General features: G+C 61.0%; 21 protein-coding genes and 1 pseudogene. 2 read left to right on the top strand and 20 right to left on the bottom strand.

The genetic code is table 11. The features are described 5' to 3' along the window. Positions 1-639 precede the first annotated feature (639 nt). From ACS5PJ_RS21760 to ACS5PJ_RS21695, 14 genes are all read right to left on the bottom strand, one after another. Entirely contained in the window at positions 640-1,431 is a 792-nt protein-coding gene (locus ACS5PJ_RS21760; RefSeq protein ID WP_439436928.1) for an IclR family transcriptional regulator, read from the bottom strand. Positions 1,432-1,487: 56 nt separating this feature from the next. After that, positions 1,488-2,234 (bottom strand): 3,4-dihydroxyphthalate decarboxylase, encoded by a 747-nt coding sequence (gene phtC / locus ACS5PJ_RS21755; RefSeq protein WP_439436933.1) that lies wholly within the window; start codon positions 2,232-2,234, stop codon positions 1,488-1,490. Continuing rightward, positions 2,234-3,466, bottom strand: coding sequence for an NAD(P)/FAD-dependent oxidoreductase (locus ACS5PJ_RS21750; protein WP_439436927.1), 1,233 nt, complete (start codon positions 3,464-3,466; stop codon positions 2,234-2,236). Before ACS5PJ_RS21750 ends, phtC begins: the two co-directional genes overlap by 1 nt. Next, positions 3,467-3,661: a ferredoxin gene (locus ACS5PJ_RS21745; protein WP_275215853.1), complete on the bottom strand. Its 195-nt coding sequence runs from the start codon at positions 3,659-3,661 to the stop codon at positions 3,467-3,469. A 16-nt stretch (positions 3,662-3,677) separates the two neighbouring features. Then, positions 3,678-4,016 (bottom strand): hypothetical protein, encoded by a 339-nt coding sequence (locus ACS5PJ_RS21740; protein WP_364321811.1) that lies wholly within the window; start codon positions 4,014-4,016, stop codon positions 3,678-3,680. Continuing rightward, on the bottom strand, positions 4,013-4,612 hold the full coding sequence (locus ACS5PJ_RS21735) for a 3-phenylpropionate/cinnamic acid dioxygenase subunit beta (protein ID WP_439436926.1): 600 nt from the start codon (positions 4,610-4,612) through the stop codon (positions 4,013-4,015). Before ACS5PJ_RS21735 ends, ACS5PJ_RS21740 begins: the two co-directional genes overlap by 4 nt. Before the next feature lie 2 nt (positions 4,613-4,614). After that, positions 4,615-6,090 (bottom strand): Rieske 2Fe-2S domain-containing protein, encoded by a 1,476-nt coding sequence (locus ACS5PJ_RS21730; RefSeq protein ID WP_439436925.1) that lies wholly within the window; start codon positions 6,088-6,090, stop codon positions 4,615-4,617. Positions 6,091-6,229: 139 nt separating this feature from the next. After that, positions 6,230-7,093, bottom strand: coding sequence for an aldo/keto reductase (locus ACS5PJ_RS21725; protein ID WP_439436924.1), 864 nt, complete (start codon positions 7,091-7,093; stop codon positions 6,230-6,232). After that, a complete protein-coding gene (locus ACS5PJ_RS21720) occupies positions 7,083-8,312 on the bottom strand; it encodes an MFS transporter (protein ID WP_439436923.1) in 1,230 nt (409 codons plus the stop codon). The genes ACS5PJ_RS21725 and ACS5PJ_RS21720 overlap by 11 nt, the downstream gene beginning before the upstream one ends. An 89-nt stretch (positions 8,313-8,401) precedes the next feature. Further along, positions 8,402-9,058, bottom strand: coding sequence for an N-carbamoylsarcosine amidohydrolase (locus ACS5PJ_RS21715; RefSeq protein ID WP_439436922.1), 657 nt, complete (start codon positions 9,056-9,058; stop codon positions 8,402-8,404). 68 nt (positions 9,059-9,126) lie between these two features. Then, positions 9,127-9,927, bottom strand: a complete 801-nt coding sequence (locus ACS5PJ_RS21710; RefSeq protein ID WP_439436921.1) for an ABC transporter permease — start codon at positions 9,925-9,927, stop codon at positions 9,127-9,129. Then, the gene (locus ACS5PJ_RS21705) at positions 9,924-10,724 is read right to left on the bottom strand and encodes an ABC transporter permease (RefSeq protein WP_439436920.1); all 801 of its coding nucleotides are present in this window, start codon (positions 10,722-10,724) and stop codon (positions 9,924-9,926) included. Before ACS5PJ_RS21705 ends, ACS5PJ_RS21710 begins: the two co-directional genes overlap by 4 nt. Beyond that, positions 10,721-11,548 carry an ABC transporter ATP-binding protein gene (locus tag ACS5PJ_RS21700; RefSeq protein ID WP_439436919.1) on the bottom strand — a complete coding sequence of 276 codons (828 nt, stop codon included), beginning with the start codon at positions 11,546-11,548 and terminating at the stop codon, positions 10,721-10,723. Before ACS5PJ_RS21700 ends, ACS5PJ_RS21705 begins: the two co-directional genes overlap by 4 nt. Next, on the bottom strand, positions 11,545-12,549 hold the full coding sequence (locus tag ACS5PJ_RS21695) for an ABC transporter substrate-binding protein (protein ID WP_439436918.1): 1,005 nt from the start codon (positions 12,547-12,549) through the stop codon (positions 11,545-11,547). Before ACS5PJ_RS21695 ends, ACS5PJ_RS21700 begins: the two co-directional genes overlap by 4 nt. Positions 12,550-14,651: 2,102 nt before the next feature. Between ACS5PJ_RS21695 and ACS5PJ_RS21690 the strand changes: the two genes are divergently transcribed. Beyond that, the gene (locus ACS5PJ_RS21690) at positions 14,652-16,802 is read left to right on the top strand and encodes an amylo-alpha-1,6-glucosidase (protein ID WP_439436917.1); all 2,151 of its coding nucleotides are present in this window, start codon (positions 14,652-14,654) and stop codon (positions 16,800-16,802) included. 362 nt (positions 16,803-17,164) lie between these two features. Here ACS5PJ_RS21690 and ACS5PJ_RS21685 read toward each other — a convergent pair whose 3' ends face one another. From ACS5PJ_RS21685 to ACS5PJ_RS21660, 6 genes are all read right to left on the bottom strand, one after another. Then, complete coding sequence (locus ACS5PJ_RS21685) at positions 17,165-17,503, bottom strand: DUF202 domain-containing protein (protein ID WP_439436916.1); 339 nt, start codon at positions 17,501-17,503, stop codon at positions 17,165-17,167. Positions 17,504-17,515: 12 nt separating this feature from the next. After that, positions 17,516-17,908 carry a YidH family protein gene (locus tag ACS5PJ_RS21680; protein ID WP_439436915.1) on the bottom strand — a complete coding sequence of 131 codons (393 nt, stop codon included), beginning with the start codon at positions 17,906-17,908 and terminating at the stop codon, positions 17,516-17,518. A gap of 187 nt (positions 17,909-18,095) precedes the next feature. Next, complete coding sequence (locus tag ACS5PJ_RS21675) at positions 18,096-19,535, bottom strand: MFS transporter (RefSeq protein ID WP_439436914.1); 1,440 nt, start codon at positions 19,533-19,535, stop codon at positions 18,096-18,098. Positions 19,536-19,611: 76 nt separating this feature from the next. Beyond that, entirely contained in the window at positions 19,612-20,877 is a 1,266-nt protein-coding gene (locus ACS5PJ_RS21670; protein WP_439436913.1) for an MFS transporter, read from the bottom strand. A 70-nt stretch (positions 20,878-20,947) separates the two neighbouring features. Beyond that, positions 20,948-21,874: an MBL fold metallo-hydrolase gene (locus ACS5PJ_RS21665; protein ID WP_439436912.1), complete on the bottom strand. Its 927-nt coding sequence runs from the start codon at positions 21,872-21,874 to the stop codon at positions 20,948-20,950. A 27-nt stretch (positions 21,875-21,901) separates the two neighbouring features. Next, positions 21,902-23,281: an aldehyde dehydrogenase family protein gene (locus ACS5PJ_RS21660; protein WP_439436911.1), complete on the bottom strand. Its 1,380-nt coding sequence runs from the start codon at positions 23,279-23,281 to the stop codon at positions 21,902-21,904. 158 nt (positions 23,282-23,439) lie between these two features. Here ACS5PJ_RS21660 and ACS5PJ_RS21655 point away from each other — a divergent pair. Then, positions 23,440-23,654 (top strand): annotated as a pseudogene (locus tag ACS5PJ_RS21655) (short-chain dehydrogenase); the annotation flags it as partial.

Genomic DNA, 23,654 nt, shown 5'->3' with positions numbered 1-23,654 from the left:
TCATGGTCTTGGGTGCTGAAGACAACGTGACGTCGGCGATTTTAGTACGGAATTCTTCTTGAAGGGCTCCTCTTAGACGTTACGGGAGCTGCGATTGCGTGGTTTGTCCTGCCAAAGGGGGTGTGGACACTGTCCACACTTAAGTCTGCTTTATTGGGGTTAACCTCTGTTGGTGGACACCTGAGGTGGTTGGGAGCCTGAGCCGGAGGGCGCTCCGATGCACGACGCGGCAACAGAGAAGGGACCTGACCCCATCGGCCGCCTGGCCGTCTGAATTCGGGGCCGCGCCGATGTTCCCTGGCCCGAAGGTCCCGATGACCTCCCCGAAGCCCGTGACGCCACCTACCGAGCAGCGTCGAGAAAACGATCTCCACACCCAGCGAGCGTACGGGTGCCGCGGGCGGCACCCGTTACAGTACCGGCGTGACATGCTGCCTTGCGTATGGCACAGTCCAATGCCAGATCCTCGTCAAATCCGGTCTCGGGTACGGCATCGATGCCCTGTGGCCGCAGAAGTCAGCCGCTTCGAATTGGTCGGCTACGCCAAGACCTTAAATTGCTCTCCACGCTATGGAGGGCGAGGAGAGCAAGCCCGACAACGAGCCAGGAGCCAAGGGCGCCACCGCGAGTGCTGTGAGGCTAAAGCAGCAGTCCTTGAAGGTCCTCAGCGGAGGTGCGAAGCATTTCCCCAAGTTCGGTTCGCAGCTTGTCGGACATGCGATGGGCGGGAACCGAAACGTTTATTCCATAAAGCGTGCCGCTCGGCCCCGTAATCGATACTGCGACCGAGGTCACGCCGTCTTCGCTTTCTTCCCTGCTTGTCGCATAACCAATCCTGCGGATTTCATTAAGTTCAGCTTCAAGGTCAACCCGGGACGTGATCGAATTGGCGGTCATGCCTGGGAGTTCCATATTCGGGTAAAGGGCCCGTAGCTGCTCCTGGGTGAGCTGGCTCAACATCGCTTTTCCTGTGGCTGTGCAGTTGGCCGGCAATGTGACGCCCTGCCGGGACCCCACCCGCACGGCCCTTGAGCTTTCGATGGCATCAATGAATTGGACGTCTGTTCGCTCGAGCCTGGCGAAGTGGACTGTCTCCCGTGTTTTTTGGAAGAGCTGTTCAAGTACGGGACGAGCGAGAGTCCTTATGTCCATTTGGCGTCTGATGGCGAAGGCGATCGAACTGAGCGCCTGGCCAGGCTCATAGGCGCGGGTAGCCGGGTTTTGCCGCACGAAGCCTCGGTAGAGCAACATCCCCATAAGCCGGTGCGCCGTCGAGGATGCGACACCGAGATAGCTACTGGCATCTGTCAACCGGATACTGGGCTGTGTCTCGAATAACAGGAGAAGTCGCAATGCATTGTCAACAGATTCGATACGGTATTGCGGGGGCGGACCGTATCTGGACTCGGTGTTCTTATCGGCTGACTGCATGCCTGACATCGTATCCAGCACGGGTGCGTGTGTCTGTTTTCCTTTATGGGCTAGCTTCACTCGGCGGCCTTCATCCGGGCGAGTTCGTGTCTCCATGCCGTTTGGGTGTTGAACGATCCACCAAGGTCTGGAAGTTCAGCCATGTCCGCGTCCGGAAGGTCTGTGAGCTCTCCTCCGGCTGCGGTCACTTGCAGTGACAACGCGGCAAGCGTATCTACGCTGATGGCTTGGAGTACCGCTTGCTCTACAGTCTCCGCGGCGCTGGTCAGCCCATGGCCGCGGAGCAGCACTACGGGACGATCACCCATGGCGTGGAGCATTTCCGCCGCCAGCTGGCGGTTCCTGACCAGTACTCCCCGCGGGTACACGGGCACGCCACCTGCTGCCAGACGGGTACCGGGAATATCGAAGGCTCCGACGATCGGACGGACGCCAAGACCTGCAAGGTCCGCGGCGACAACACGCGGCGGATGTGCGTGGACGACCGCGCTGATGTCTGCACGTTGCCGTAACAGTTCGGTGTGCAGCGGAAGTTCGTTCGGGACGGCGTATCCTCCTTCCAGCTCGCCCTCAGCAGCAGGGTTACCGTCAAGGTCCACCAACCGGATGTCGCTGGCTTCAGTGAATGCCAATCCTCGCTCCCGGGGGCCCCTGCATCGGACGAGCAGGCTGTTCTCGCCCATTCGTAAGCTGATATGGCCGAGGATTCCGTCTGCCAAGCCACGGTGCGCCAGCACCCGGCAGGCCAAAGCAATTGCTTCCCTTTCCCCTGCGTGTGCCAGGGGCAGCTGAGTCGGTCCCATCATGATGCCGTCAGCGGCTGGGGGTCCAGCATCGGTTCTAGCTTTTCCCGTAGTTCCTGAACTGATATCCCCGTCCCCATACCGCGCCGGCATGCCAAGAGGGCCTTAGGCCAGTTCACAATGGCAGCACCGCTCAGGTTGACACCATCTACCGTGTAGAGAGCCGCAAAGCGGCCGTGAACTTCCGGATGCCCGATGGTAACGTGTTCAGCTTTTCCGCCCACACGTCCTACGACTTGGATCTTCCAATCGTGTTGGTCGCTCCAGACGTACTCGACCGGAGTGTAGGCGCGGGGGTTCTCCGGGTGGGTGATGTTATAAGCCACGCACGCTGACTGCTCGACGGCGTTCGTCCAGTGCTCAATCCGGATATCTTCGCCGTGTTTTAGATGCCGCCACCGTGCCACATCACCGACCCCGTAAATATGGGGGGCATCCACCGTACGGCAATATTCATCAAGCACAAGTCCGTTGTCCACGAGCAGACCCGAAGAACCGAGCCAAGCATCGTTGGGAACAACGCCAATTCCGACCAGAACCGTGGCCGCTTCCAGGTTCTGCCCATTGGTGAGCCGCAGGATGAAGGAGCCCTGTTCGCCGTCGATGGCCTCGACCCCGGTACCAAACATCGTCCTCACGCCGTTGCTCCGGTGAAGATCGCCGAACCACTGCCCGACTTCGGCATTAAAGATGCGGCTCATAGGGATCGGGAGGGGGTCAATGACTGTCACTTCCAGACCGAGCCCTCGTGCTGTCGCTGCGGCTTCTGCACCGATGAAACCCGCGCCGATCACAGCCAGCTGTCCACCCTTAGTGAGATCTGCGCGCAGGCTGCGGGCGTCGTCGAGGGTACGAAGAACATGGATGCCGGGCCGATGCCCCCACGGGGAGCGCCGGGCAGAGGCGCCTGTGGCTATGACCAGGTTGTCAAAGTGCAGAGCTTCACGGCCCTGCAGCTGCAGCAGGTTTCCTGCGACGTCTATCCCGGTAGCGGCATGTCCAAGCTCCAGCTCTATTCCCAATTCCTGCGCCTGGTCGCGGTTGAGCAAACAGACAGAGTCTTCGGTCCTTGTACCCGCCAGGACGGCCTTGGACAACGGCGGTTTGTCGTAGGGCAGTACCGTTTCTTCACCGACGAGGACGATGCGTCCTTCATATCCCTCCAGGCGTAGGGACTGTGCCGTGCGCACGCCCCCGATGGAGGAACCCACGATGGCAGTTACTGTATCCAATTAGTCCTCCACTATCAGGGCGGAAACGGGGCAGCTGCGGGCTGCCTCCACGACGCGGGCCCGGTCAGCCTCGGGCACTTCAGTCTTGAGGAGGACTACGATCCCGTCATCATCCAGGTCAAAGTAGTCGGTCGCCCCGACAACGCAGTTGGCGTACCCTTGGCAGGCTTCTAGGTCTGCTTTTACGACAGGCATGATCAAGCTCCTTGGCCTAAGTGTTTCTGTTCTTCTTGAGTTGGGGCGGTCGTTCATCTTCGGGGATGAGTGGACCGAACGGGTTTCCGATCATGGCCGAAAACGTTGCCGACGCCTGCCAGGTCAGCGACTCCAGTTCCAGGGGGCACAAGGAAACCCACTGGCCGGAGCGCGGGGAAGTGATCATCAGCCGGGAACCATTGCGTGTTTCCACCCTGCTGATGTGCACTTCGGAAAACTCATTGGCAATGACGATCGGAGCGCCGGTGGTGTGTGATTCCAGCCGGACGCGTTCCTCTGCCGCGCGAATGGCGGCAAGGCGGTCTTCTTCCTCGCCTTCCCATCCGATTTTCATAGGAATATGGCCAGATTCTGCATCCGGATAACCGACTCGTCCACCATGATCGTTCGGCGGGCGAGTTCCCATCCTGTCCCGGTACGGCGCAGAAGGTCTTCCCGGCCGGCGGACACCGTGGCGGCTTCACGCACATCCCCCCGGCTCCGGAAGAGCAGCACCGCCGAATCCACGATGATTTCGTCCGGATTGTCTGTGCGGAACGTTCGAACGTTCGTGACGTAGTGGCGCAATCGTGAGGGAGGGTCTTCTGTCCAGGCATGCTCGGTGGCGAAACGCGCTACCCGGCGGCTGAGCGAGTACCTGTTCTCATCGAGATGGGCCATGCCGGGGGACGTGCTGTAACCGGCCCCGAGGGCGGTAGTGACCCGGACGGGCATGAGATAGTGCACGTCTTCAGCGATTCGTGACATCCATGCGTCATAGTCCTGGGCGTCCAGGAGATACGCTTCATCAACCAGCCAGCGGTGCGCCTGAAGGTGGAGCGCGTCGTCGAACGGGAGGGATTCTCCCGTTCTCTGCGTGCGCGGGGCATGCCCGCCCAGGACGGACTGTTCGGAAAGAGTCTTGCCGTTGCGGTCAGTTTCAACACTCATGGCTATGCCTCCTTTGACATGATCTGAGCAGTTGGGACAACGGTGCTTCCGGCGGTGTTTCCGGTCGAAGCCCGTGAAGGGTCCGCCCCGCCAGCCGGGGGTGACTGGATCGGGTCGGTGCCGACGTGGAGCTGGGCCGCCTTCTCCATCGGCCTTTCAAGGTGGTCAGCCCACCGCCGCAGCAGTTCACGCTGGTTATATTCGCTGTACCCGATCCGGGTGGAACCTGGCCCTGAATACTCATCGGCGGTCAAAGGTTCCACGACGTTCTGCCCGTTCTCCAGCATGCCCATGCGGCTGTTGAGCAACAGTCGCCGCGCCATCGGGCCACCCGCCGTGCTGGTCAGAGAGACCCAGTTTTCAACGTCATCCTGTTCGAACATGCCGCCGCTGCCGAAGCACATAAGATATGCCTTGTACGAAAGCGCCTTGAATTCCTCAGACGCATTCTTGTCCACTGCGAACCATGAAACGATCTCGGTCTCGTCTTCGCTGATGGGCTGCCATTGGCGGATGGAGATGAACGGCAGAACTTCGTCGGAGTCTTCTTCTACGCGGGGCCAGTTATGGACGAAGCTCATGTTTGGGAAGACCGATGCGGCTGACACCATGAATCCGTCCTTGCCCACTACATCGAGCTGCTCCTGGCTCCACTGTTCCTTCATCCGCGCGATCATGTCGTCGGGGTAGCCCACATAGCGGAGCCGTTCCTCCAGTGTCCCCTCGGGAAGCTTGTAGGTGGTTCCGCCGCCGTTGCCGGCCCAGTACGTCGTTCCGTCCTTGCGCTTCTCGGCCTTTGGCTCGCGGAAGAGGCCAATTTCAACCACCGACGTGTGCGTCTGGGGTGTGTGGTACATGTCGCCGGCGAAGTTCTCGGCGCCGATCTTCCAGTTCGCTTTGACCCGCCACCGCTGCGGGCCGCGGAGTTCAATGCCGTCAGCGCTTTGCTTGGTGTAGTAGTCCATATAGAACTTGAAATCGCCCAGGAAGTCCTCGAGAGGTTCCGCGTCGGGGTCAAGGCTGATGAAAATGAGACCGTTGTATATACCCAAAGACGGAGCGGGAAGCAGGGTCTGCCCTTTTTTCTTGAAGCCCTCCTCGCCACCGTAGGCCTCCTTATGGAACGGAAGGCCAACAATGCGTCCGTCGTTGCGGTAGGACCAGCCGTGGTAAGGGCAACGGAAATGTGAGGCGTTTCCCATCTCGGCCCGGCAGACCTGCATTCCGCGGTGAAGACACATATTGAAGAGGGCACGGATTTCGCCCTTTTCATCGCGGGAAATGATGAACGAGTCTTCCAGCACGCGGCGCACCACGTAGTCGCCAGCTTCTGGCACCTCCGACTCGTGGGCAACGAAGAGCCAGCTTCGTCCAAAGAGGCGCTCCTTTTCGAGCTCGAAGATCTCCTTGTCGTTGTAGATGTGTGCAGGGATCATGCCCCGCTGCACGTCATGAATGACGCTGGTCTGATCTGTCATGAAAGGTCTCCTTCATTGGGCCCGCATGCTAAGTTCTAGGGTTCTCTGCTTTGCAGAGCGTATTTCTGTTAACAAGAGGATGACGCAGAATGTGATGCTCGTCAACCCCTCTCTGTCAGAAGAGAAGGGCACACCGGAATCAATGGCCGTTTTCGGGTGAGTCAGAGTCCCGTGCGGCCGCCTCGCCTCTGTCCAACCGCCGGATCGCAGCCATCTCGTCGGCGCTGAGCGAGAAGTCGAAGACGGATAGGTTTTCCTTGAGCCACAGCGGGTCGGACGCTTGAGGTATGGGCACGATGTCCTGTTGGACATGCCACCGCAGCAGGACCTGGGCTGGAGACTTGTTCAGGCGCTGAGCGATGTGGCCGATCAGCGGGTCAGCCCGCAGACCGGAGGACCGGCCGATAGGGCTCCAGGCTTCGGTGACTATTCCCAATAATCTGTGGACAGCGCGTGGTTCCGTCCGCGCCAGGTCTGGGCTGAGCTGGATTTGGTTTACGTCCGGAACTACTCCCGTTGCGTCGATTATTTCCTTCAGGTGGGCAGGTTTGAAGTTGGAAACGCCGATGGCTTTTACACGGCCTTCCTCCAATAACTTCACGAGTCCCTTCCAGGCGTCCACGTACCTGCCCAAGGCCGGAACTGGCCAGTGGCACATGAACATGTCCAGGTGGTCAAGGCCGAGCTTTCGCAGACTCTCGTCGTAGGCGCGCTGCACTCCATCTATGCTGTGGGACTCCTTGTTGAACTTGCTGGAAATGAACAATTCGGAGCGGGGAACCCCTGCGGTACGGATCCCCCGGCCGACCGCTTCTTCGTTTCTATACTGGAACGCTGTGTCAACCAGCCGGTAACCGCTCTGCAGTGCGAAACGCACCGCAGTTTCACACTCGTCCTCCAGCATCGGCCAGGTTCCCAGGCCAAGCCGTGGAATAGCGTGTCCGTGCATCAATTTCAGCCGGGAAATCTCCGAAGCCGTCGTATCAATCGTTTCAGTTGTCATCGGGCACCTTTTTCTCGGGAGCTTCAAGCTGATTTTGTTGGAACGGCCTGCAGGGACCTGATTCTGTTGGCTCCCCTTGGCTGGGAGGGTCTTTTCTGCGGATACCTCCCGCCGCCGGAAGGGTCATCAGGACGCCGGCCGTGACCAGCGCTGCGGCAACAGGGACCACGCTGACCAGCAGGGCCATCACAAACGGTGTAAGGAAGAGCGCTGAGGCCCGCACCGTGCCAGTCAGGGCGAGAGCATCCCCGCGTTCTTCCGGGTGCGCTTCATCTGCAGCTATCGCCGGCCCGATGGTCTGGAGGATCCCGGCACCAACGCCGGAAACAGCAAGGGCGGCGGCGGCGGCAACTGCGGCGCCGGCCAGTGGCCCGGCCGCGGCCAAGCCCGCCCCCGTGGCCAGGAGGCCTGTGGCAAGGGAGATCCTGTTTCCCCGCCTGCGCAGCCAGCTCGCAGATGCACTTCCGGCCAGAACGGCAGCGTTAGGCATGGCTACCAGGATGCCGATGACGGCGACGGGTTGTCCGGCAAGGGAGAGCACGATGGGAACGTAGGAGTCCAAGAGGCTCTTCCAGGCGCCCGCTCCGGCGTTCATCCAGCAGGCGGCATCGACGCCGGGCCGCCGCCAGAGGCCTCGCGCCATTATTCCGCCTGTGGCATGCTCCGGAGCAAACACGGGAAGCCTGGTCAGAAGGGCGGCAGGGATGACGGCCGCCGATCCTGCCACTGCACCGACGATCAGCGGCAGCGGTGTCGAAAGTTCCCAGAGATAACCTGCAAGCGCAGGCCCCAGCAGTGCTCCCACCCCTGCGGCTAGATTCACGTCAGTCAATCCCTTGACAGACGAGGTCGACGTGCGGACGGCGTGCGTCTGGCTGCTAGTCCAGAACAAGGCTCGAGCCGAGCCTTGGACCAGCTGGGATACTACGAAAATTGCCAACGCGTCTGAGACTGCGATCAGAGCGCACGAGACGGCAATCATGAGCGCTGCTCCCACGAGGAGGACTTTGTCGGGAACCCTGCGCATCAATGCGCCCAGGAAGATCCGGGTCACCAACTGTGAGACTGCTGCAAGTGCAACCATCATTCCGACTTCGACCGCGCTGCAACCCACGGCGATAGCCAATATTGGCACCACCACAGTCAGGATTCCGAGGGCGAACGAGAACAATACAGTCGCGGCAATGCTCAGGGTTCTGTCAGCGCCTGGTGCGCCCATGGTCTGGCCTTTTCAGGATGATGGCACGCCGCCCTTGGGTCGGAGCCCGGTTAGAGAGCCAGCACAGCGATTTTTTTGCCGTGCCGGGCTTACCCGCGGACATGTTCGAGATAGGTGTTTGTTTCAGCCAGCCCGACAACATCGCCGTATTTGTTGTCAATGTCGAAAAGGCTCGCGAGATGCGGCAGCTCAGCCCGGTCTCCTACGCCCTCCTCAACAACGATGGTGTGGAATCCGTAGGAACATGAATCCACGGCGGTAGCTCGGATGCATCCGCTGGTGGTGCAGCCGATGAGGATCAGCGTATCGATACCTTTGGACACCAGTCGGGCGGCAAGATCGGTGCCAAAAAAGCAGGATGCATACTTTTTCACCAGCAACATTTCATTGTTTTGGCGCTCTAGCCTGTCGTCGAGTTCCACCCATTCGCTTCCCTCAACCAACCAGCTGTTGGACGGGATTTTCTGGATCCATTTACCGGCCTCCTGCAGGTCGGTGTCGTACGCGACAGTTGAAAAGATGATCGGAACGCCAGCACCCCGAGCCCTTCCAAGAAGTTCCTGGGCTGCCTTTAGTTGTTCGTCAAGGTCTCCGGCCAGGGGCGATCTCGCATCCGTGAATCCGCGGATCATGTCAACCACCAGAAGCGCCGGCCGGTTCCCAAACCCGATCCTTCCGCCCAGTCCTTTTTCCTTGAATTGGGACCTTAACCTCTGGTATTCCTCTCGGGCAGCAGTCGCAGACATGCTTTCCCCTTTCTTAGACGGTTCAGTAGTCAGACACCGTGGTGATGGGCGTGCAGGCCCCTTGGGGGCTAGAGCTTGTTGCCCAGCCGCCGTTCGACTGCCCACAGCGCGAGGTTCCCGGCCAGTGCGATCGCAGCGAGGAGCACGATGATGCCGTACATGGTTGGCAAGTCCAACATGCCGTAGGCCCGCAGCGCCAAAAGCCCGAGACCGGCCCGCGCAGCGAAGAATTCGGCGATGATCACGTTGATGAACGCGATACTGAAGCCAATACGGATGCCAACCATGAGCGAGGGTGCCATGGCCGGAACGTATATCTTGGTCACGGTATGCAGCGGGGATAAGCTCAGCGAGCGTGCCAGCTTAGGCAGGAGCGGGTTGATGGCACGAACGCCAGCGGTCGTTGAGACCATGATAGGGAATACCGCTGCCAACGCGGCCATCGCCGACTGCGCTCCCACACCCACTCCGAAAATCTGGAGAAGGATGGGAAAAAAGATTACGCGCGGGATGGCGAAGGCGCCTGCGACGATGGGATCGAAGACAGCACCGAGAAACTTACTCCGCCCAATGGCATAGCCCAGTGGAAAGCCTATGGCAGCGGCGATGAGGAAACCGATAGCCACCGCCTGCAGAGTCGCGTTGAGGTGCCGGTAAATAGAGCCATCGGCGAAGCGCTTCGCTAGCGCGTTGAGCGAGTCAGTGGGCGAAGCGACGAGGTCACTCATGGAAGACAGCAGCGCCCACAGGAGCACCAAGGCCACCAATACGGCAGCACGCCAGACGTTGTCCCGGATGACTTTGGATCTGTTCGCACTCTGTTGAGTGGTGACTGTCGGCAACGAAGGAATGGTTATATCGGTACTCACAGCATGTCCCTTCTGATGCGTTTCTCCAGCCAGGTAAGCACGCTGTTGACCAATACGCTGAGAACGATGACAACAGCGATATAAGCCCACATGTCTGCCGTGTTGAGTTCCCGGTAGTAGAGGCCCGCCCGGAAGCCGACTCCTTGGGACGCGAGGATGAACTCCATGGCAACGGTGCCGATGACTGCGTAGATAAATCCGAGCTTCACGCCCGGGAAAATAAGCGGCGTCGCCGCCGGAAAGAGAACTTTCAAGTAGTACTGCCGCGGGGAGGCGCTGACGGAATTGGCGAGCTTGTGAAGTATAGGCTTGATGGCGTTCAGGGCAACCATCGTGGTCAGCGCAATTGGGATCAGGGACATCGATGCGGCTATTACGATGATCGGTCCCGCGTTGAGTCCCATCACGGCCAAAAGAACCGGATAAAACAACAAAGTGGGCATTGCATAGCCCGTGACGATGAAGGGCTCAAGGATGCGCCCTGCAGCCGGTACCCGCCATAAGAAAACCCCCAGGGGAACTCCCAGTACAAGTCCGATGGTGAACGCCACCAGGATGGTAGTCAGAGTTCGGGCTGCGTCTTGCCCAAACTGTTCCGTGGGGACGATGGAGGCCAGCCGAGTCAGAATCTCCGATGGTGGCACCATGAGGGACTGGCTGATCATGCCTATTCTGGTGGTGAGCTCAAGGACAGCGACAAGCGCCACAATGATTGCCCAACGGACCAGGGATGAACGCGGTACCACAGCGGCCTTTTGCTTGGCCGGTACGACCGGGGGCTTTTCCAAAACGTTCACGCCAGCCGCGCCCCTGGTCCAAGCGTTTTTTCCGCCTCAACCTTTACCAGCGCCCACAGGTGGTCTTCCAACTCACGGAACCTTGGCAGCGCGTGCGTGCCTTCCGGCCGGGGCCGTGGCAGATCGATGGTTACAACCTCTTTGACAACGGAGGGCCTGGCTGACATGACCCAGACCTCGTCGGAGAGGTACACGGCTTCCTGAATGTCATGGGTGATGAACAGCACGCGATTGCGTGTCTTTTCCCAGATACGGAGCAGTTCCCGGCCAATGAATTGCCTGGTCTGCTGATCCAGTGCGCCGAAAGGCTCGTCCATGAGCAGGACGCGCGGCTCCATGGCCAAGGCCCGGGCGATCGCGACGCGCTGCTTCATTCCACCGGAAAGCTGACCGGGCCGGTGGTCCTCGAAACCGGAGAGCCCAACAAGTTCAATCATGCGGCGCGCGCTCTCATAGCGCTCAGCTTTCGGAACGCCTTTGACCTCTAGGCCGAAAGCGACATTGTCCAGTACTGTGCGCCAGTGCAGGGTGGAGTCCTCTTGGAACACCATGGCAGTGTCCCGCCGAGGGCCGGTCACGCTTTCACCGTTTATGCTGACCGAACCCTGCGTGGGCTTCAGCAGGCCGCCGACCATGTCAAGCAAAGTGCTTTTTCCGCAGCCGCTGGGACCGATAACGGAAACGAATTTGCCTTCCGGTATGGCACCCGAAACGTTAGCGACTGCGTGGGTGACTCCCGTCGCGGTACCGAAAGTCATTCCGATATTGTCGAAAACGACGTCACTGTCGTGTCCTACTGAATCAATCGGGGATGTCTGGCTCATGAAAGGAAGTTCCTCATAACGATGGCGTTCATATCCGGTTCTTTGGTGATCTGGCCTTGTTCTTTACCGGCGGCGACGACGGCGGCCAGCTGGGCATCGGTGAAGTCCAGACTGTAGAAGTTCTGCGAGTTCTTCAGCGCCTCAAGAGCCACCTTGGGCTCGTATTTGATTGCCTTCCCGTAGGCGTCGGCGGCCTTTTCGAGGTCGTTGGTAATCAGGTCCATCGCCTTCTTGAGCGCACGGCCCCAGCCCTTCAACGCCTCGGTATTTTCATCGATGAAGGATCCTCTCGCCACGAGGCAGGTGTCCGACCAGTCCGTTACGTAGTCGCGGGAACGCCAGATCACCTTCGCTCCGCTTTCGGAGGCGATCTTCTCAGAAAGCGGCGAAGCCGTCCACGCTACGTCAACAACTTTCTGGGAGACGGCGGTCCAGGAATCGCTCGCTGAGCCGACGCTGATAAGTTCAACGTCCTTGCCCGGGATTATGCCAGCGGCCCGCAGGGTGCGCTCTGCGAAGTAAGAGGAGTTTGATCCTGGCGTGCTAACCGCCACTTTCTTGCCCCTGACATCCTCAATGGAAGTGACGGGAGAATCGGGCAGCGCAATGAAGTCGACAGAAGCCGCCGTATATACGTTGCCGAAGATCTTTACGTCCATGCCCTTCTCGGCCGCGATAAAGACCGGAATAGTGGACGACGTACCGAAACCTATGCCGGATTCGATTCCTCGAACAGTGTCAAGCCCTCCTGGGAACTGAATATGCTCAAGAGTCAGCCCCTCTTCCTCGTAGTAGCCCTCCGACTGGGCGATGAAGAAGGGGGCGGAGTGAATAAGACTGGCCAGACCAGTAATAGCAACGTCGCCGGAATATCCCTTGTCACCGCCGCCGCTGCCGCCACTGTTCTGGCCGCACGCCGTGAGGCCTCCCAGAAATAACGTCCCACCCGCTGCCGCTGTGATCTTGATAAATCCGCGACGTCCCACTGCTTCAAAACTCATTCGGCTCTCCCTCATCTTCGTGTCAGATCCGTGGTTGTTCAAGTGAAACACATCACTTTACTGCTGTCCAGATTAAAGTTCTGTACAGCAGAGGGACATGTTCCGGGTGAACAGCTCGTACTCCGTGCGGCCGGGGTGATGAATCGTGTCCTTACCCAGGACGATGTCGTTCAGCAGCTTTCCGTGCCGGTCGATGACATAAATGTCGCCGCGGCCCTTGTTGTTGTGCAGTCGTAACCGTCGACGGGCGAGGGGCGGCGCACCGTGGGTTCGATGATCTCGACATTGCTGAGGAAGACTTGTCGCCGACCAACTACATCCCTTGCGGATGGAAGGCCGGGAAGTCCAGGTTGAGCTTCTGGTCTGGTCCTAGCGGGTGTTGCGGTCCCCGCCAACTTATTGAAGGCCTCTGCTACTGCCGAGGTCCTTGAGGGTATGCCCGCTGGTGATCACAGCCGGGGGTCCTGCAGCCAAGGTGCCGCGGCTACTGCGCATGCTCCACCTTCTCGACACCTGCCGTTGTCTGTCTTGCAATCCCCGGGCGCCTAGGTTTGATCGGGCAAGCCAGCGGAAACGCTTGTGACCCACTTGGAGCAGACATGAAATTGAAGCGCGTCCCAGCCACAGCGGCATGACTGTCATGGTCAACCTTCCGCGTCATGTCCCCTGCTGCCCGTCCCGAGCTTGCGGCAGCGGCATTCAGACCCAATCCGTAGCCGTGCTGTCCCCGGCCTCAGGCGAGGTGACTGTTGTACACAACGGCTAATGTCGCCATCGTTATCAGCCAGGAGCTTATAGCGATGCACAATTGCGGCGGAAGATGACAGTGCACATTGTTGTTGCGGATCCAGCAGAGGGAATGGCAAGGCAGCGACCAGTTGCCGATGAGGGATGCAGCGCGACGACTTGGCCTTCATAGACTCCTAAAGGGCCCCGCGGCCAGCGCCGCGGGGCCCTTAGCCGTTAATCCGTTGTCGCGGGGTTGTCACGTCTGCTGGATGGCTGCTCTGAGTTAGGACAGGTTCGCGACCCTGAGTCTGCTGCCGGGAGGCCCATGCGCGTTGCGGCTCCTTGGCATTGTCAAGCGCGTGTTTGCCGAACACATGATGAGATGGGTGAAGGAGGCGTTACCGCCATGAAGGTCCTGTCTGATGCGTAGGCCGGCCTACGGGGGAGTGCGTGCTCCGACTCTGGCAGGTGGTGTCGCATGAAATCTGGGAAGGGGCCACCTCGTCTGCCGAGTCACGCAGCGCAAACAGAAACCGCGTTCCCTCAGTGGGGGAGCGTGGTTGCTTTTTGGTGTGTGCAGAAAGGTGACTTCGGGGTGTACACAATGTCCACACTTTGAGCCTCGGACTGAGTCGTACATCGGTCGGACCGGGCCGGATTCCGCATGTTTCCGCGGGAGCCCAGTGTCAGCAAGGACTGGAATGCAGTTCGAGTCCCACCTCGGGCACAGTGTTTCCGCAGGTCAGAGGCTATTTACCCTATTGAGCGTGTACAAAACTTGCCATATTGGCAGTTTCAGGCGTATAAGCAGCCCGACTCTATGTGATGTCAACGTGGCTATGGCCCTATTCAGGTCCGCTTCATAGCTCTGCAGGAACAATCTTATTTCCAGGTCCGTGCGATGCGTACGCTAGGTGATAAGGACGTCCTGGCGATTTAGTCACCTCCAGCTACACGGTCGGCAACGCAGGGTCGTCGCACGAACTCACGCCGCCTTTGGGGACAGCGAACGGCGTTCCGCCTGGAAGGCCGATAATGAAGATTCCATCAAGTTATGGCGACGTGGAGATATGGCATGATGTCGGCGCAAGCAGGGGAGTGGCTCAGGCGATGACCTTGTGACAGCCCTGCGTTCACTCATTGAAAGCTCCATGGCTCACAGAGCCGAAGCGGAAGATACCACCCAAGCGGACATGCCGCCCCGCGGGCATTCTCAAATGATTCTTCGATACCCTCTACGCGGGCGTCTTTCATGAGTCAACGCAGACTCTTGATTCCCCCGACACAAGGGATCATAGTGCTGACTACGGGGTCCGACTGAACTCGTCCACAGTAAATGTTTGGGCGCTTTCGATGGATGTTCTAGGAGGCGCATGATGTCGGGTTGGAACGCCGACAACGGTGCAGGTCCGGCAGGCGCCGGAGCTGTCACAGTCCTTGATGGCTCCTCGTTTTGTTTGACATCGTCCAATGGTGACATGCACCCGGGCAGTCCCCACGGCGCGTTTTTCCACGATACCCGCTACATAGCTGAATGGAACGTCAGCCTTGATGACGCTCCGCTCGAAGCTCTCGCGGCGACCGCATTGGAACCCTTTCGGGCCCTGTTCATCGGCAGGGTAGGCGGCCACGCCGGCAGCGCTGACGTGCCGTCGCTGATTGAACGGGAAAGGATTATTGGGGCCGGCCTGACCGAAACCATCACCATTGAGAATCATCTGGCCGTGCCGAACACGTTCAAGCTTGCCCTGACCGTAAGAGCGGACTTCGCCGATCTCTTCGAGGTCAAGGATGGGACGCCAGCCAGTCCGGGGAAGCAGCAGGTTCTCATTGAGGGCGATAGCCTCATTCTCGAATGTGTCGGGGCCGGTCGGCGCTATGGGCTGGTCATCCGTGCACCAGGGGCGGCCGTCGAGGCGCATCGGCTTGTCTTCACTCCAACAATTCCTGCACACGGAAAATGGACTCAAAGGTTTACAGCCACGCCCTATCTTGACGGGCAGGAAGTGATTTCGACTGCCTCATACGGCACGACTGAGGTTTCCGCCATGGCCCGGAAACGCCTCTCCTCCTGGCGGATGTCAATGCCCATACCCAATCTCGGCGACGCGTCCGTCCAAACTACAATCCTTCGAAGCCAGGAAGATCTCGGTTCACTCCGGATCTTTGACCCAAACCATCCCGACCGCATCGTGGCCGCGGCCGGAGCCCCGTGGTTCATGGCGCTGTTCGGACGGGACAGCCTGCTCTCATCCCTCATGTCCCTCCTACTCGACCCCTCCCTGGCACTTGGCACCCTCCAGACACTGGCCGACCACCAAGGCAAGGAAGTGAACCCCGCCACGGAAGAGGAGCCCGGCCGAATACTCCACGAGGTGCGTCTGGGTAACACCACGGAGTCCGTCCTCGGTGGCAGCAGTATCTACTATGGAACCGCTGATGCAACCCCGCTGTTCGTAGGGATCCTCAGCGAACTGGGACGGTGGGGTCTGGAACCGGAAGCTGTTCACGCGTTGCTCCCGGCCGCGGACCGTGCTCTGGCCTGGATTGAGAATTACGGAGACCGTGACGGAGACGGCTTTGTCGAATACCAGCGTCAGACTGAACACGGGCTGATAAACCAGGGCTGGAAGGATTCGTGGGACGGCATCAATTTCGCTGATGGTTCCCTCGCCCGAGGGCCCATTGCGCTGTGCGAGGTACAGGCCTACACCTATGGCGCCTATGTGGGGCGCGCCCTCATGGCACTCGACGAAGGCGACACCGAAACCGCTGATCTCTGCAGCGCCAAGGCCGTCCGCCTGAAGGAGGCGTTCAATGAGCGGTTCTGGCTGCCGGACCGGGGATACTTTGCCATCGCCTTGGACGGTGACAAGGAACCTGTAGATGCACTTGCCTCCAACATGGGTCATTGCCTGTGGATGGGAATCGTTGACACAGACAAAGCAAAACAGGTAGCCGAACGGCTGATGTCCCCGGAAATGTTTTCCGGCTGGGGCATCCGCACTCTGGCAAGTAACATGGGCGCCTACAATCCGCTGAGTTATCACAACGGCTCTGTCTGGCCGCATGACAGCACTCTCGCAGCGCATGGGCTGATGCGATACGGCTTTATCGAAGAGGCCCAGCGAATCGCCTACGGACTCTTCGAAGCAGCCGAACACTTTGGCGGCAGACTTCCGGAACTGTTCTGCGGACTGGACAGGACGCGATTCCCAAGCCCGGTTCCGTATCCCGCAGCCTGTTCACCCCAGGCGTGGGCCGCGGCGGCACCGATCCACCTGATCCGTATGCTGATGCGGTTCGACCCGGTCCTTCCCTGGCATGAGCTGTGGCTGGCACCGGAACTGCCACAGGGCTTTGGCCACTTCAGGGTTGATAACGTGCCGCTGGCAGGCCACAGGCTGGCCATTGATATCACCCAGGACACCATCAGGGTCGATGGCCTTCCGGACTCCATAAAACTGCGGCTCGAAGCCCGGCCTGCTCTTCGCGAAATCCTGAACCTGACCCGGATGAAGTGACTGCACATGAGCAATTAGCGCCGCTGCCCTGCCTGGGAAGGATACCTGCGAGGACCGGCGGCCTCCGATCGGATGATTCAGTTGAAACATACGCGGACGATGCGGAAGGCTACGTCCGGAGCGTTTCTGAAATGAGGGGAACATACAACCGGAACAAGGCACAGCTACCACCGTGCTGAGCTGTTCTGATCCCCGGAGTTTGGGGCGAAGCGACCGGTGCTGGCGGGGAGCAGTTCTGTTTTGGCCGCCCCTGGTTCTCTGAAGCTCCTGCGGCTGCTTTCCACCAGCCCTGCTGGACTCGTATTCTCAACGGTGCCCGCTCGACACATGCCCAAGCCACGCGTTGCCAAGTTTCACTGATGTCACCGCTCCGAAGGAACGAGCAGGACGGTGTAGAGTCCCAGTCCGGCAAGGACGACGACGCTGGCCGCCACGGCGGCGGCTGAAACCAGATCGGGAGTAATGGCTTCCTGGTTGATGCCGCTGATTGCGCGATGGAAGCGTCGCTTGCGGGAGCTGTGGATGGCGAGTGCTGTGATGAGTGTTGCCGCGACAAGGGTGCCGGCAAACCAGCCGTGGTGCGGCATCCAGCGAAGGAAAACGGCCGCCGCAACCACCATGGACAGGGTGGTGCGCCCCCATGCCAGGTCCGTGCGTTCCGGCTGCAGCCCTGGGTCACCATGGGTTGGTGTTTGACGCATCGAGGTCACGGGTCAGAAGGGGCGCCCGAGGGCGAAGACCATCATCGTCGCGGCGACGAGGGCACCGCCGATCGCCAGGATCGGGGCGGTCCAGGGCAGCGGGAGCGGCTCCTGTCGGCGCATGGAGCGTTCAACGTTGAGCCAGCGGAAGAACGACCCGCCGCCAATCAGGAGTGCGAGCACGAGGAGTAAAACGGCGACCGATTGACGCAGTCCGTCGTTGAAAAGGTCGGCCGTTAAGGCTTCGATAGCTACACCTCCGGCAAGCAATGCCAACGACGTTCGGATCCAGGCCAGAAACGTGCGTTCATTTGCGAGCGTGAACCTGGGGTCAGGTTCGATGCCGCCGCGCAGGACTCGTTCCGAGAAGCCGGATCGTCCGCCGCCGGCCTTTAGGTCCTCCATGATTGTCCTTCCGGGTCCATCGTGTGTTATTCAGTGGGCGTTGATGCGGAGGCCCCAGTGCCGGTGACCGGTTCATGTTTCCGAGGCGAGCAGTCACCGCCCGGTCTCCAAATCCATGCTGGCGACAGGAGGGCAGGTAAGCGGAAGAGGGGCTGTTGGCCTCTCTTCCGCTTACCTGCCCTCGGACTTATGCCCGGTTGCCCGCTTCCAAGGACTCAGGCTCCGCGCCGACGGGGGTGGCGGAACCAGTGGGCAGTGAAGCGGCCGCGGGGACGGCAGTTGTATCAAGGCCGAGCCGGCGGCGGTCGCGCTGTTGGTTGACGAAGATCAGGGCAAGGACGCCGAATGTCAGCAAGAGACCGCCAGCCAGGGCAAAAGCTGCACGGTAGCCTTCAGCGGGGGTGGCCGCGCCGCCGATCAGAAAACCCGACACTGCCGGTGCGAACACACCGCCGGTGGTGAGGACTGCATTGGCGATTGAAAGGTTGGCGCCGCGCTGGCCGATGGTGGTTAGCTCTGCGACCACGAGGTAGGTGATGGCGAAGAGTGCCGGGGCGGTGCCGAAGCCGAAGACCATGAGGACGATGGACAGCACGGGGGAGGCGGTCATGGTGGCTGCGACCAGGCAGGCTCCGGCGAAGGTTCCGGCGCCGCCGAGTACCCAGCCGCGTGCCTTCCTAGTAGGAATTCCCTTCAGGTGCAGGCGCTGGGTCAGCGCGCTCAACCCTACCGTGGCAATGGTTCCCCAGGCCGCGGGGAGGGCGATCATGGCGCCGGACTGCTGTCCGCTGAAGCCCAGGACATTCTGGAAGTAGGCCGGTCCCCAGGACATGGCCAGGGTAAACGTCCAGTAGCCAAAGAACGAGGCAAGGACCGCGAAGATCCAGCTGGGGGAAAGAATGGTGCGCCAGTACCGGACCTTGGCCTCTGCCACGACAGGAGCTTCCTTCGGAGCGATACCGTCGATCTCCTGCTCGGCCTTCCGGCTGGTGTACGGGCCTTCCTTGCCGACAATGACCCAAAAAACAGACCAGATCAGCCCTACGATTGCCAGTACCGCGAACGCGGTCTGCCACCCGAATTGCCCGATGACCCAGGCCAGGACGGGGGCGAATGCCACAATGCCCAAGGTCACGCCGGATGATGCCAGGGCCGCCGGGGTGGCACCCTTCTTCTCGGGGAACCACTTGTAGATGCCATGCATCAGAACCGGTGCGAGCGGGCCCTCGCCGGCTCCAAGCAGCAGACGACTTGCCCAGAGCGCAGGCAGCGACGCGAACAGAAGGATGGGGACCTGTGCCACAGACCACAGCAGGCACAGGACCACCAGGATCCACTTGCTGGAAACCCTGTTGGCGATGGGAGCCGCCACGAGCTGGGCCACGCCGAAGGTCAGGAACATGGCGCTGCCCACCAGACCGAACTGTTCGGGCGTGATGCCCAGCTCTTTCATCAGCGGCACGGCGGCAATGCCGAGCACCGCCTTGTCAGCCCAGCTGAGCATCATGAGGAAGAGGAGGCTGAAGGTCATGAACCAGCCGTAGCGGTTGCGCTTGGCCCGCGACCAGGTACGGGGATCGCGCGACGTTGCGGAGCCCGCCGTTATGGTGAGGGGAGTTTCAAACACGGTATGCCCAATCGTTGAAGGGGAGATATTGCCGTTGGAGCGGCATTTCCTTGACTCTAAGCTTGTGTGATCCGCCTTACAGTTCAGCTTTCCGTTGGGTGGAAAGCGGCTTTTCGGAACGCCGCGCAACTCCGTGAATGTTGGCATCACCTTTTCCCATGAACGCCAACAAGGCCATTCCCGCAGTGCTCAGAGCGCAGGTCAGCCACCACGTGGTGCCCCAGCCGCCGGTGCTGGTGGCGAGCAGAGCAAACAGCATGGGGCCCAAGAAGTTTCCCACGTTGAAGATCTGCTGCGTCAGGCCCAGCACCGCGGTGACAGAACCGTCTGCGGGGGCAATGCGGACAGAGTACCTGGTCACCGCGGCAGGAATGAGGCCGCCGACGGCGGAGAACACAGCGATGAACGCGAACTGGAAAAGGACGCCATTTCCGACGGTCTCCCAGCCCACGGCGAACGTCGCAACGGACGCTGCAGACATAGCCAGGAAGGTCCAGAACATGATTGTCCGCTCGGAGAGGCCGCGCTGGATTAGAGGTCCTGCGCTGAATGCGCCGACCGCGTTGACCCCGCCCACAATAGCGCTGAGGATGCCAGGCAACGGGCCTTCCAATCCGGCTGACCGGTAAATTGACGGCAGGAAACCGAGCACAGCAATCCACTGCGCGGTATAGCAGGCGAATACCACCCCAGTGATCCATGGTTGGCGAGTGACCACTGTTCGCCCCACCTTGCGGAGCGCGGACTGCAGTCCGGGGACGGCAGGGGGCATATCCCTTGGTACCCGGCGCAGCAGCAGAGGCACCGGCAAAAGCGTGAGGACGGCCATTACCAGCCACCACTCGCGCCAGCCCGCGGCCTGCAGGAAGAGGGCCCCAGCGGACAGGCCTATCAGCGTTGCCACACCTTGAAATGCGCCCCAGCTTGCCAGCGCAACGTTCAACTGCTTGGGCGGGGTCACCTTGCGGATAAGTGCAGGGGCGACGACGACGGCCAGTAGGAATCCCACGCCTTCCACGGTCCGCGATGCCATCAACAGCTCGGTGGTGGGGGCAAGCGCTCCGAGCACAGAGGCGACACTGAGCAGGGCCAACCCGGTAAGCAGAAGCCTGCGCAGTCCTACCAGTTCACCACAAACGGCCGTTGCCAGCCCTCCGACGACGCTGGCAAGCTGGATGATGCCAAGCAGCAGGCCGGCCTGGATCAGCGTTGTACCTAGATCGGCTTGGATGCCGACCAAGGCGGCAGGGAGCTTCCAGATATGCATGGCAGCAGCGATGCCCGCCGCGAGGACGGCAAGCCAGGCGCTGCCCGCCGTCGTCCTTTTGTTATCTGGTGTCATTGCGGGCGGCGGCAGTCTCAAGAGTTGTCCTTGCGGCAGGTGACAGGGCGGGAGTCCTTGTTCGCCCTCCTCAGGCCGGCGCCAGCACAGGGGTGCCGATGGGAAATCGCTGGCCGCTGACTGCGACGTCCACGGGGCCGTCAAATGCTGAGGCGGCGCGGCTGCGCCACCATTGCGGCTCCGCGCGGCCCGCCAGGTGGGACAGGACAAGGCGGCCAACCCCTGCGGCGGACGCCATCCGGCCTGCCCCTTCCGGCGGGGTGTGTGCGATCTGCTGGTGGTTGAGGAATTCCGGCGAAAAGCCTTTGTCCGCATAGAAGCCAAGGTTTACCGCTTCATGCACCAGGACGTCCGCGTCCTTGGCGAGCACCACCATGGCCTCGCATTCTGCTGTGTCGCCGGAGAACACCACTGAGCCGGCGTCGGTTTCGAAGCGGAAGGCCAGCGCAGGTCGCACGGGAGGGTGCTCCACCAGGATGCCGGTGACTTTGACCCTGTCATCCTCGTAGACGTCAAAGGGGCGGTCCGCTTCAGGTGACCTGTGCGCGGGGGTGGCCAGATCCACGGTGCGCACCAGAGACGTCAGGTCCGGGCGGGCCTCGTCGTGGACCCGGATGTCGATGTCATAGGAGAAGGCCTTCAAAGAGTGGGACACCAGCTCACCCGTCCCGGAAAGCCCTGCACCGCCGGTGCGGGTGGCATCCTTGCCCGGACCCACAATGGAGACGGGTCCGGTGAAGCCCTCCACCGGGTTGCCCCAGTTCCACAGCAGAAAACCGGGCAGTTCCACCACATGGTCGGAGTGCAGGTGGGTGACAAAACCTGCCACGAAATCCTTGCCCCGGAGTCCCGCCTCGTGGGCTGCGCGGGAGCAGCCCAGACCGAAGTCCACCATGTAGAAGGCATCGCCCACTACCAGTGCGCTGGAGATACCGTTTTCCGGCCCGCGGATGGCCGGTCCGGCGGCGGTGCCAAGAGTGATCAGTTCGACGCTCACGGGAAGTCCTTCTGCAGTGTTGCGGGGTCAGGAGTGGGGGCGGGCATTGATGACGCGGGTTTCCAGGTATTCCTCCAGGCCCCAGCGGCCACGTTCACGGCCGACGCCGGACGCCTTCCAGCCTCCGAACGGGGCGTCCGGTTCCACCAGGGTGTGCTGGTTGACCCACACGGTTCCGGCCTCAATCCGCGAGGCGGTTGCATAGGCACGCTCCTGGTCGGGGCTCCAGACGGAAGCGCCCAGGCCGAATTCCCCGGCGTTCAGGCCGGAAATGGTCTCTTCGAGGTTGTCGTAGGCCACGATCGGCAGGGCCGCACCGAACTGTTCCTGTTCCACCAGATCCATGCCCGGCTCGGCATCAATGACCACCGTGGGGGAGAGGAAGTAGCCGGGCAGGTCGCAGCCGGCGCTGCCGCCGGTGATGACACGGGCGCCGGCACCAACTGCGGAGTCCACCAGGGCGCGGACGAGTTTGAGCTGTGACTCGTTGTGCATCGGTCCCAGGGTGGTGCCGTCCGCGATGCCGTGGCCCAGTACGTGACGGGAAGCCTCGGCGGCGATGGCCTCGGCCAGTTCCGCGCTGCGGCTGCGGGGAACATAGACACGCTTGACCGCCATGCAGACCTGGCCGGCGTTGCGGAAGGCGCTTGCGACGATTCCGCGGGCAGTGACAGCGATATCAGCATCATCCAGCACGATGGCAGGATCGTTGCCGCCGAGCTCCATGGTGACGCGCTTGACCGTGGAGGCGGCCTGCTGGGCGATGGATATGCCCACATCCGTGGAGCCGGTGAAGGAAATCTTGCGGATGCCCGGAGAAGTGCTCAGTGCAACATTAACGGTCCGCCGCGAACTCGTCCGGACTTGCAGCACCCCTGCGGGGAGGACCTCATTGAGCAGGTCCACCAGCGCAATGGTGGACAGGGGAGTGGAGGGGGAGGGCTTGGCGATAACGGTGCAGCCGGCTACCAGGGCGGGGGCGAGTTTCACACTGAGCAGGGAGATGGGGAAGTTCCACGGTGTGATGGTGCCAACGACCCCAACCGGCCGGTACTGGACCTCCAGGCTGCGGTCGGCGCGCGGTTCAAGCTGCTGGGCTTCGTCCCATTTGAGATCCGCATAATATTCGAAAAGGCCAGCAGCCACGGAGAATTCACCCTCAGCGTCCGCCTTGGGCTTGCCCTGCTCCCGGGAGAGCAGGGTGGCCAGGGAATCCAGATCGCGGCGGATCAGGGCAGCGCCTGTGCGAAGGGCAGCACGGCGGGCTTCGCGGTCGGCAGCCCAGCGGGGCGCGGCCCGGCGGGCGGCGGCAACCGCCTGCTCGACATCCTGGTCGGTGTTTTCCGGAGCGTGCCCCACGAGCTCAAGCGTGGCAGGGTCCAAAACCTGATAGTGGGCTGCCGTCATGGCCTGTCCTTTCGGCGGAATGGGATTTCTCATCCCAGTCTCATGGCACCGATCACACTCTGCCCGGACCTTTCCGTCCAACGGAAAGGCTGCGAGAATGGATTGGTTCCCGTTGTCACTATGGAGTGAATCACGTCACGCACTAACGAGGAGTCTCCATGTTCCAAGAGCAGCTGCCCATCGTCCTTACGGGGGTTTCGTCCGGCATCGGCGCCCGGACAGCACAGATTCTCAGCAAGCGAGGTGTCCTGCTGATCGGCATTGACCGCAACGCTCCCACCGAATTCAGCGGCACATTCGTGCAGGCGGACCTGTCGAGCCAGGCCGGCATCGAGGCGGCCGCCGCAGCTGTCACGGCTGCCGCTCCCAACGG

It is taken from the genome of Pseudarthrobacter cremeus, assembly GCF_051857465.1.
Taxonomy (GTDB): Bacteria; Actinomycetota; Actinomycetes; order Actinomycetales; family Micrococcaceae; genus Arthrobacter.
This window is presented reverse-complemented; position numbering and strand designations above follow the sequence as displayed.

Excerpts from the sequence above, each read along its gene's own strand:
- ACS5PJ_RS21660 (WP_439436911.1), bottom strand. The coding sequence starts at position 23,281 with ATGACGGCAGCCCACTATCAGGTTTTGGACCCTGCCACGCTTGAGCTC.
- ACS5PJ_RS21745 (WP_275215853.1), bottom strand. The coding sequence starts at position 3,661 with ATGCCTGTCGTAAAAGCAGACCTAGAAGCCTGCCAAGGGTACGCCAAC.
- ACS5PJ_RS21670 (WP_439436913.1), bottom strand. The coding sequence starts at position 20,877 with ATGACACCAGATAACAAAAGGACGACGGCGGGCAGCGCCTGGCTTGCC.
- ACS5PJ_RS21760 (WP_439436928.1), bottom strand. The coding sequence starts at position 1,431 with ATGCAGTCAGCCGATAAGAACACCGAGTCCAGATACGGTCCGCCCCCG.
- ACS5PJ_RS21680 (WP_439436915.1), bottom strand. The coding sequence starts at position 17,908 with ATGGAGGACCTAAAGGCCGGCGGCGGACGATCCGGCTTCTCGGAACGA.
- ACS5PJ_RS21700 (WP_439436919.1), bottom strand. The coding sequence starts at position 11,548 with ATGAGCCAGACATCCCCGATTGATTCAGTAGGACACGACAGTGACGTC.
- ACS5PJ_RS21715 (WP_439436922.1), bottom strand. The coding sequence starts at position 9,058 with ATGTCTGCGACTGCTGCCCGAGAGGAATACCAGAGGTTAAGGTCCCAA.
- ACS5PJ_RS21685 (WP_439436916.1), bottom strand. The coding sequence starts at position 17,503 with ATGCGTCAAACACCAACCCATGGTGACCCAGGGCTGCAGCCGGAACGC.
- phtC (WP_439436933.1), bottom strand. The coding sequence starts at position 2,234 with ATGGGACCGACTCAGCTGCCCCTGGCACACGCAGGGGAAAGGGAAGCA.
- ACS5PJ_RS21735 (WP_439436926.1), bottom strand. The coding sequence starts at position 4,612 with ATGAGTGTTGAAACTGACCGCAACGGCAAGACTCTTTCCGAACAGTCC.
- ACS5PJ_RS21740 (WP_364321811.1), bottom strand. The coding sequence starts at position 4,016 with ATGAAAATCGGATGGGAAGGCGAGGAAGAAGACCGCCTTGCCGCCATT.
- ACS5PJ_RS21725 (WP_439436924.1), bottom strand. The coding sequence starts at position 7,093 with ATGACAACTGAAACGATTGATACGACGGCTTCGGAGATTTCCCGGCTG.
- ACS5PJ_RS21690 (WP_439436917.1), top strand. The coding sequence starts at position 14,652 with ATGATGTCGGGTTGGAACGCCGACAACGGTGCAGGTCCGGCAGGCGCC.
- ACS5PJ_RS21730 (WP_439436925.1), bottom strand. The coding sequence starts at position 6,090 with ATGACAGATCAGACCAGCGTCATTCATGACGTGCAGCGGGGCATGATC.
- ACS5PJ_RS21720 (WP_439436923.1), bottom strand. The coding sequence starts at position 8,312 with ATGGGCGCACCAGGCGCTGACAGAACCCTGAGCATTGCCGCGACTGTA.
- ACS5PJ_RS21695 (WP_439436918.1), bottom strand. The coding sequence starts at position 12,549 with ATGAGTTTTGAAGCAGTGGGACGTCGCGGATTTATCAAGATCACAGCG.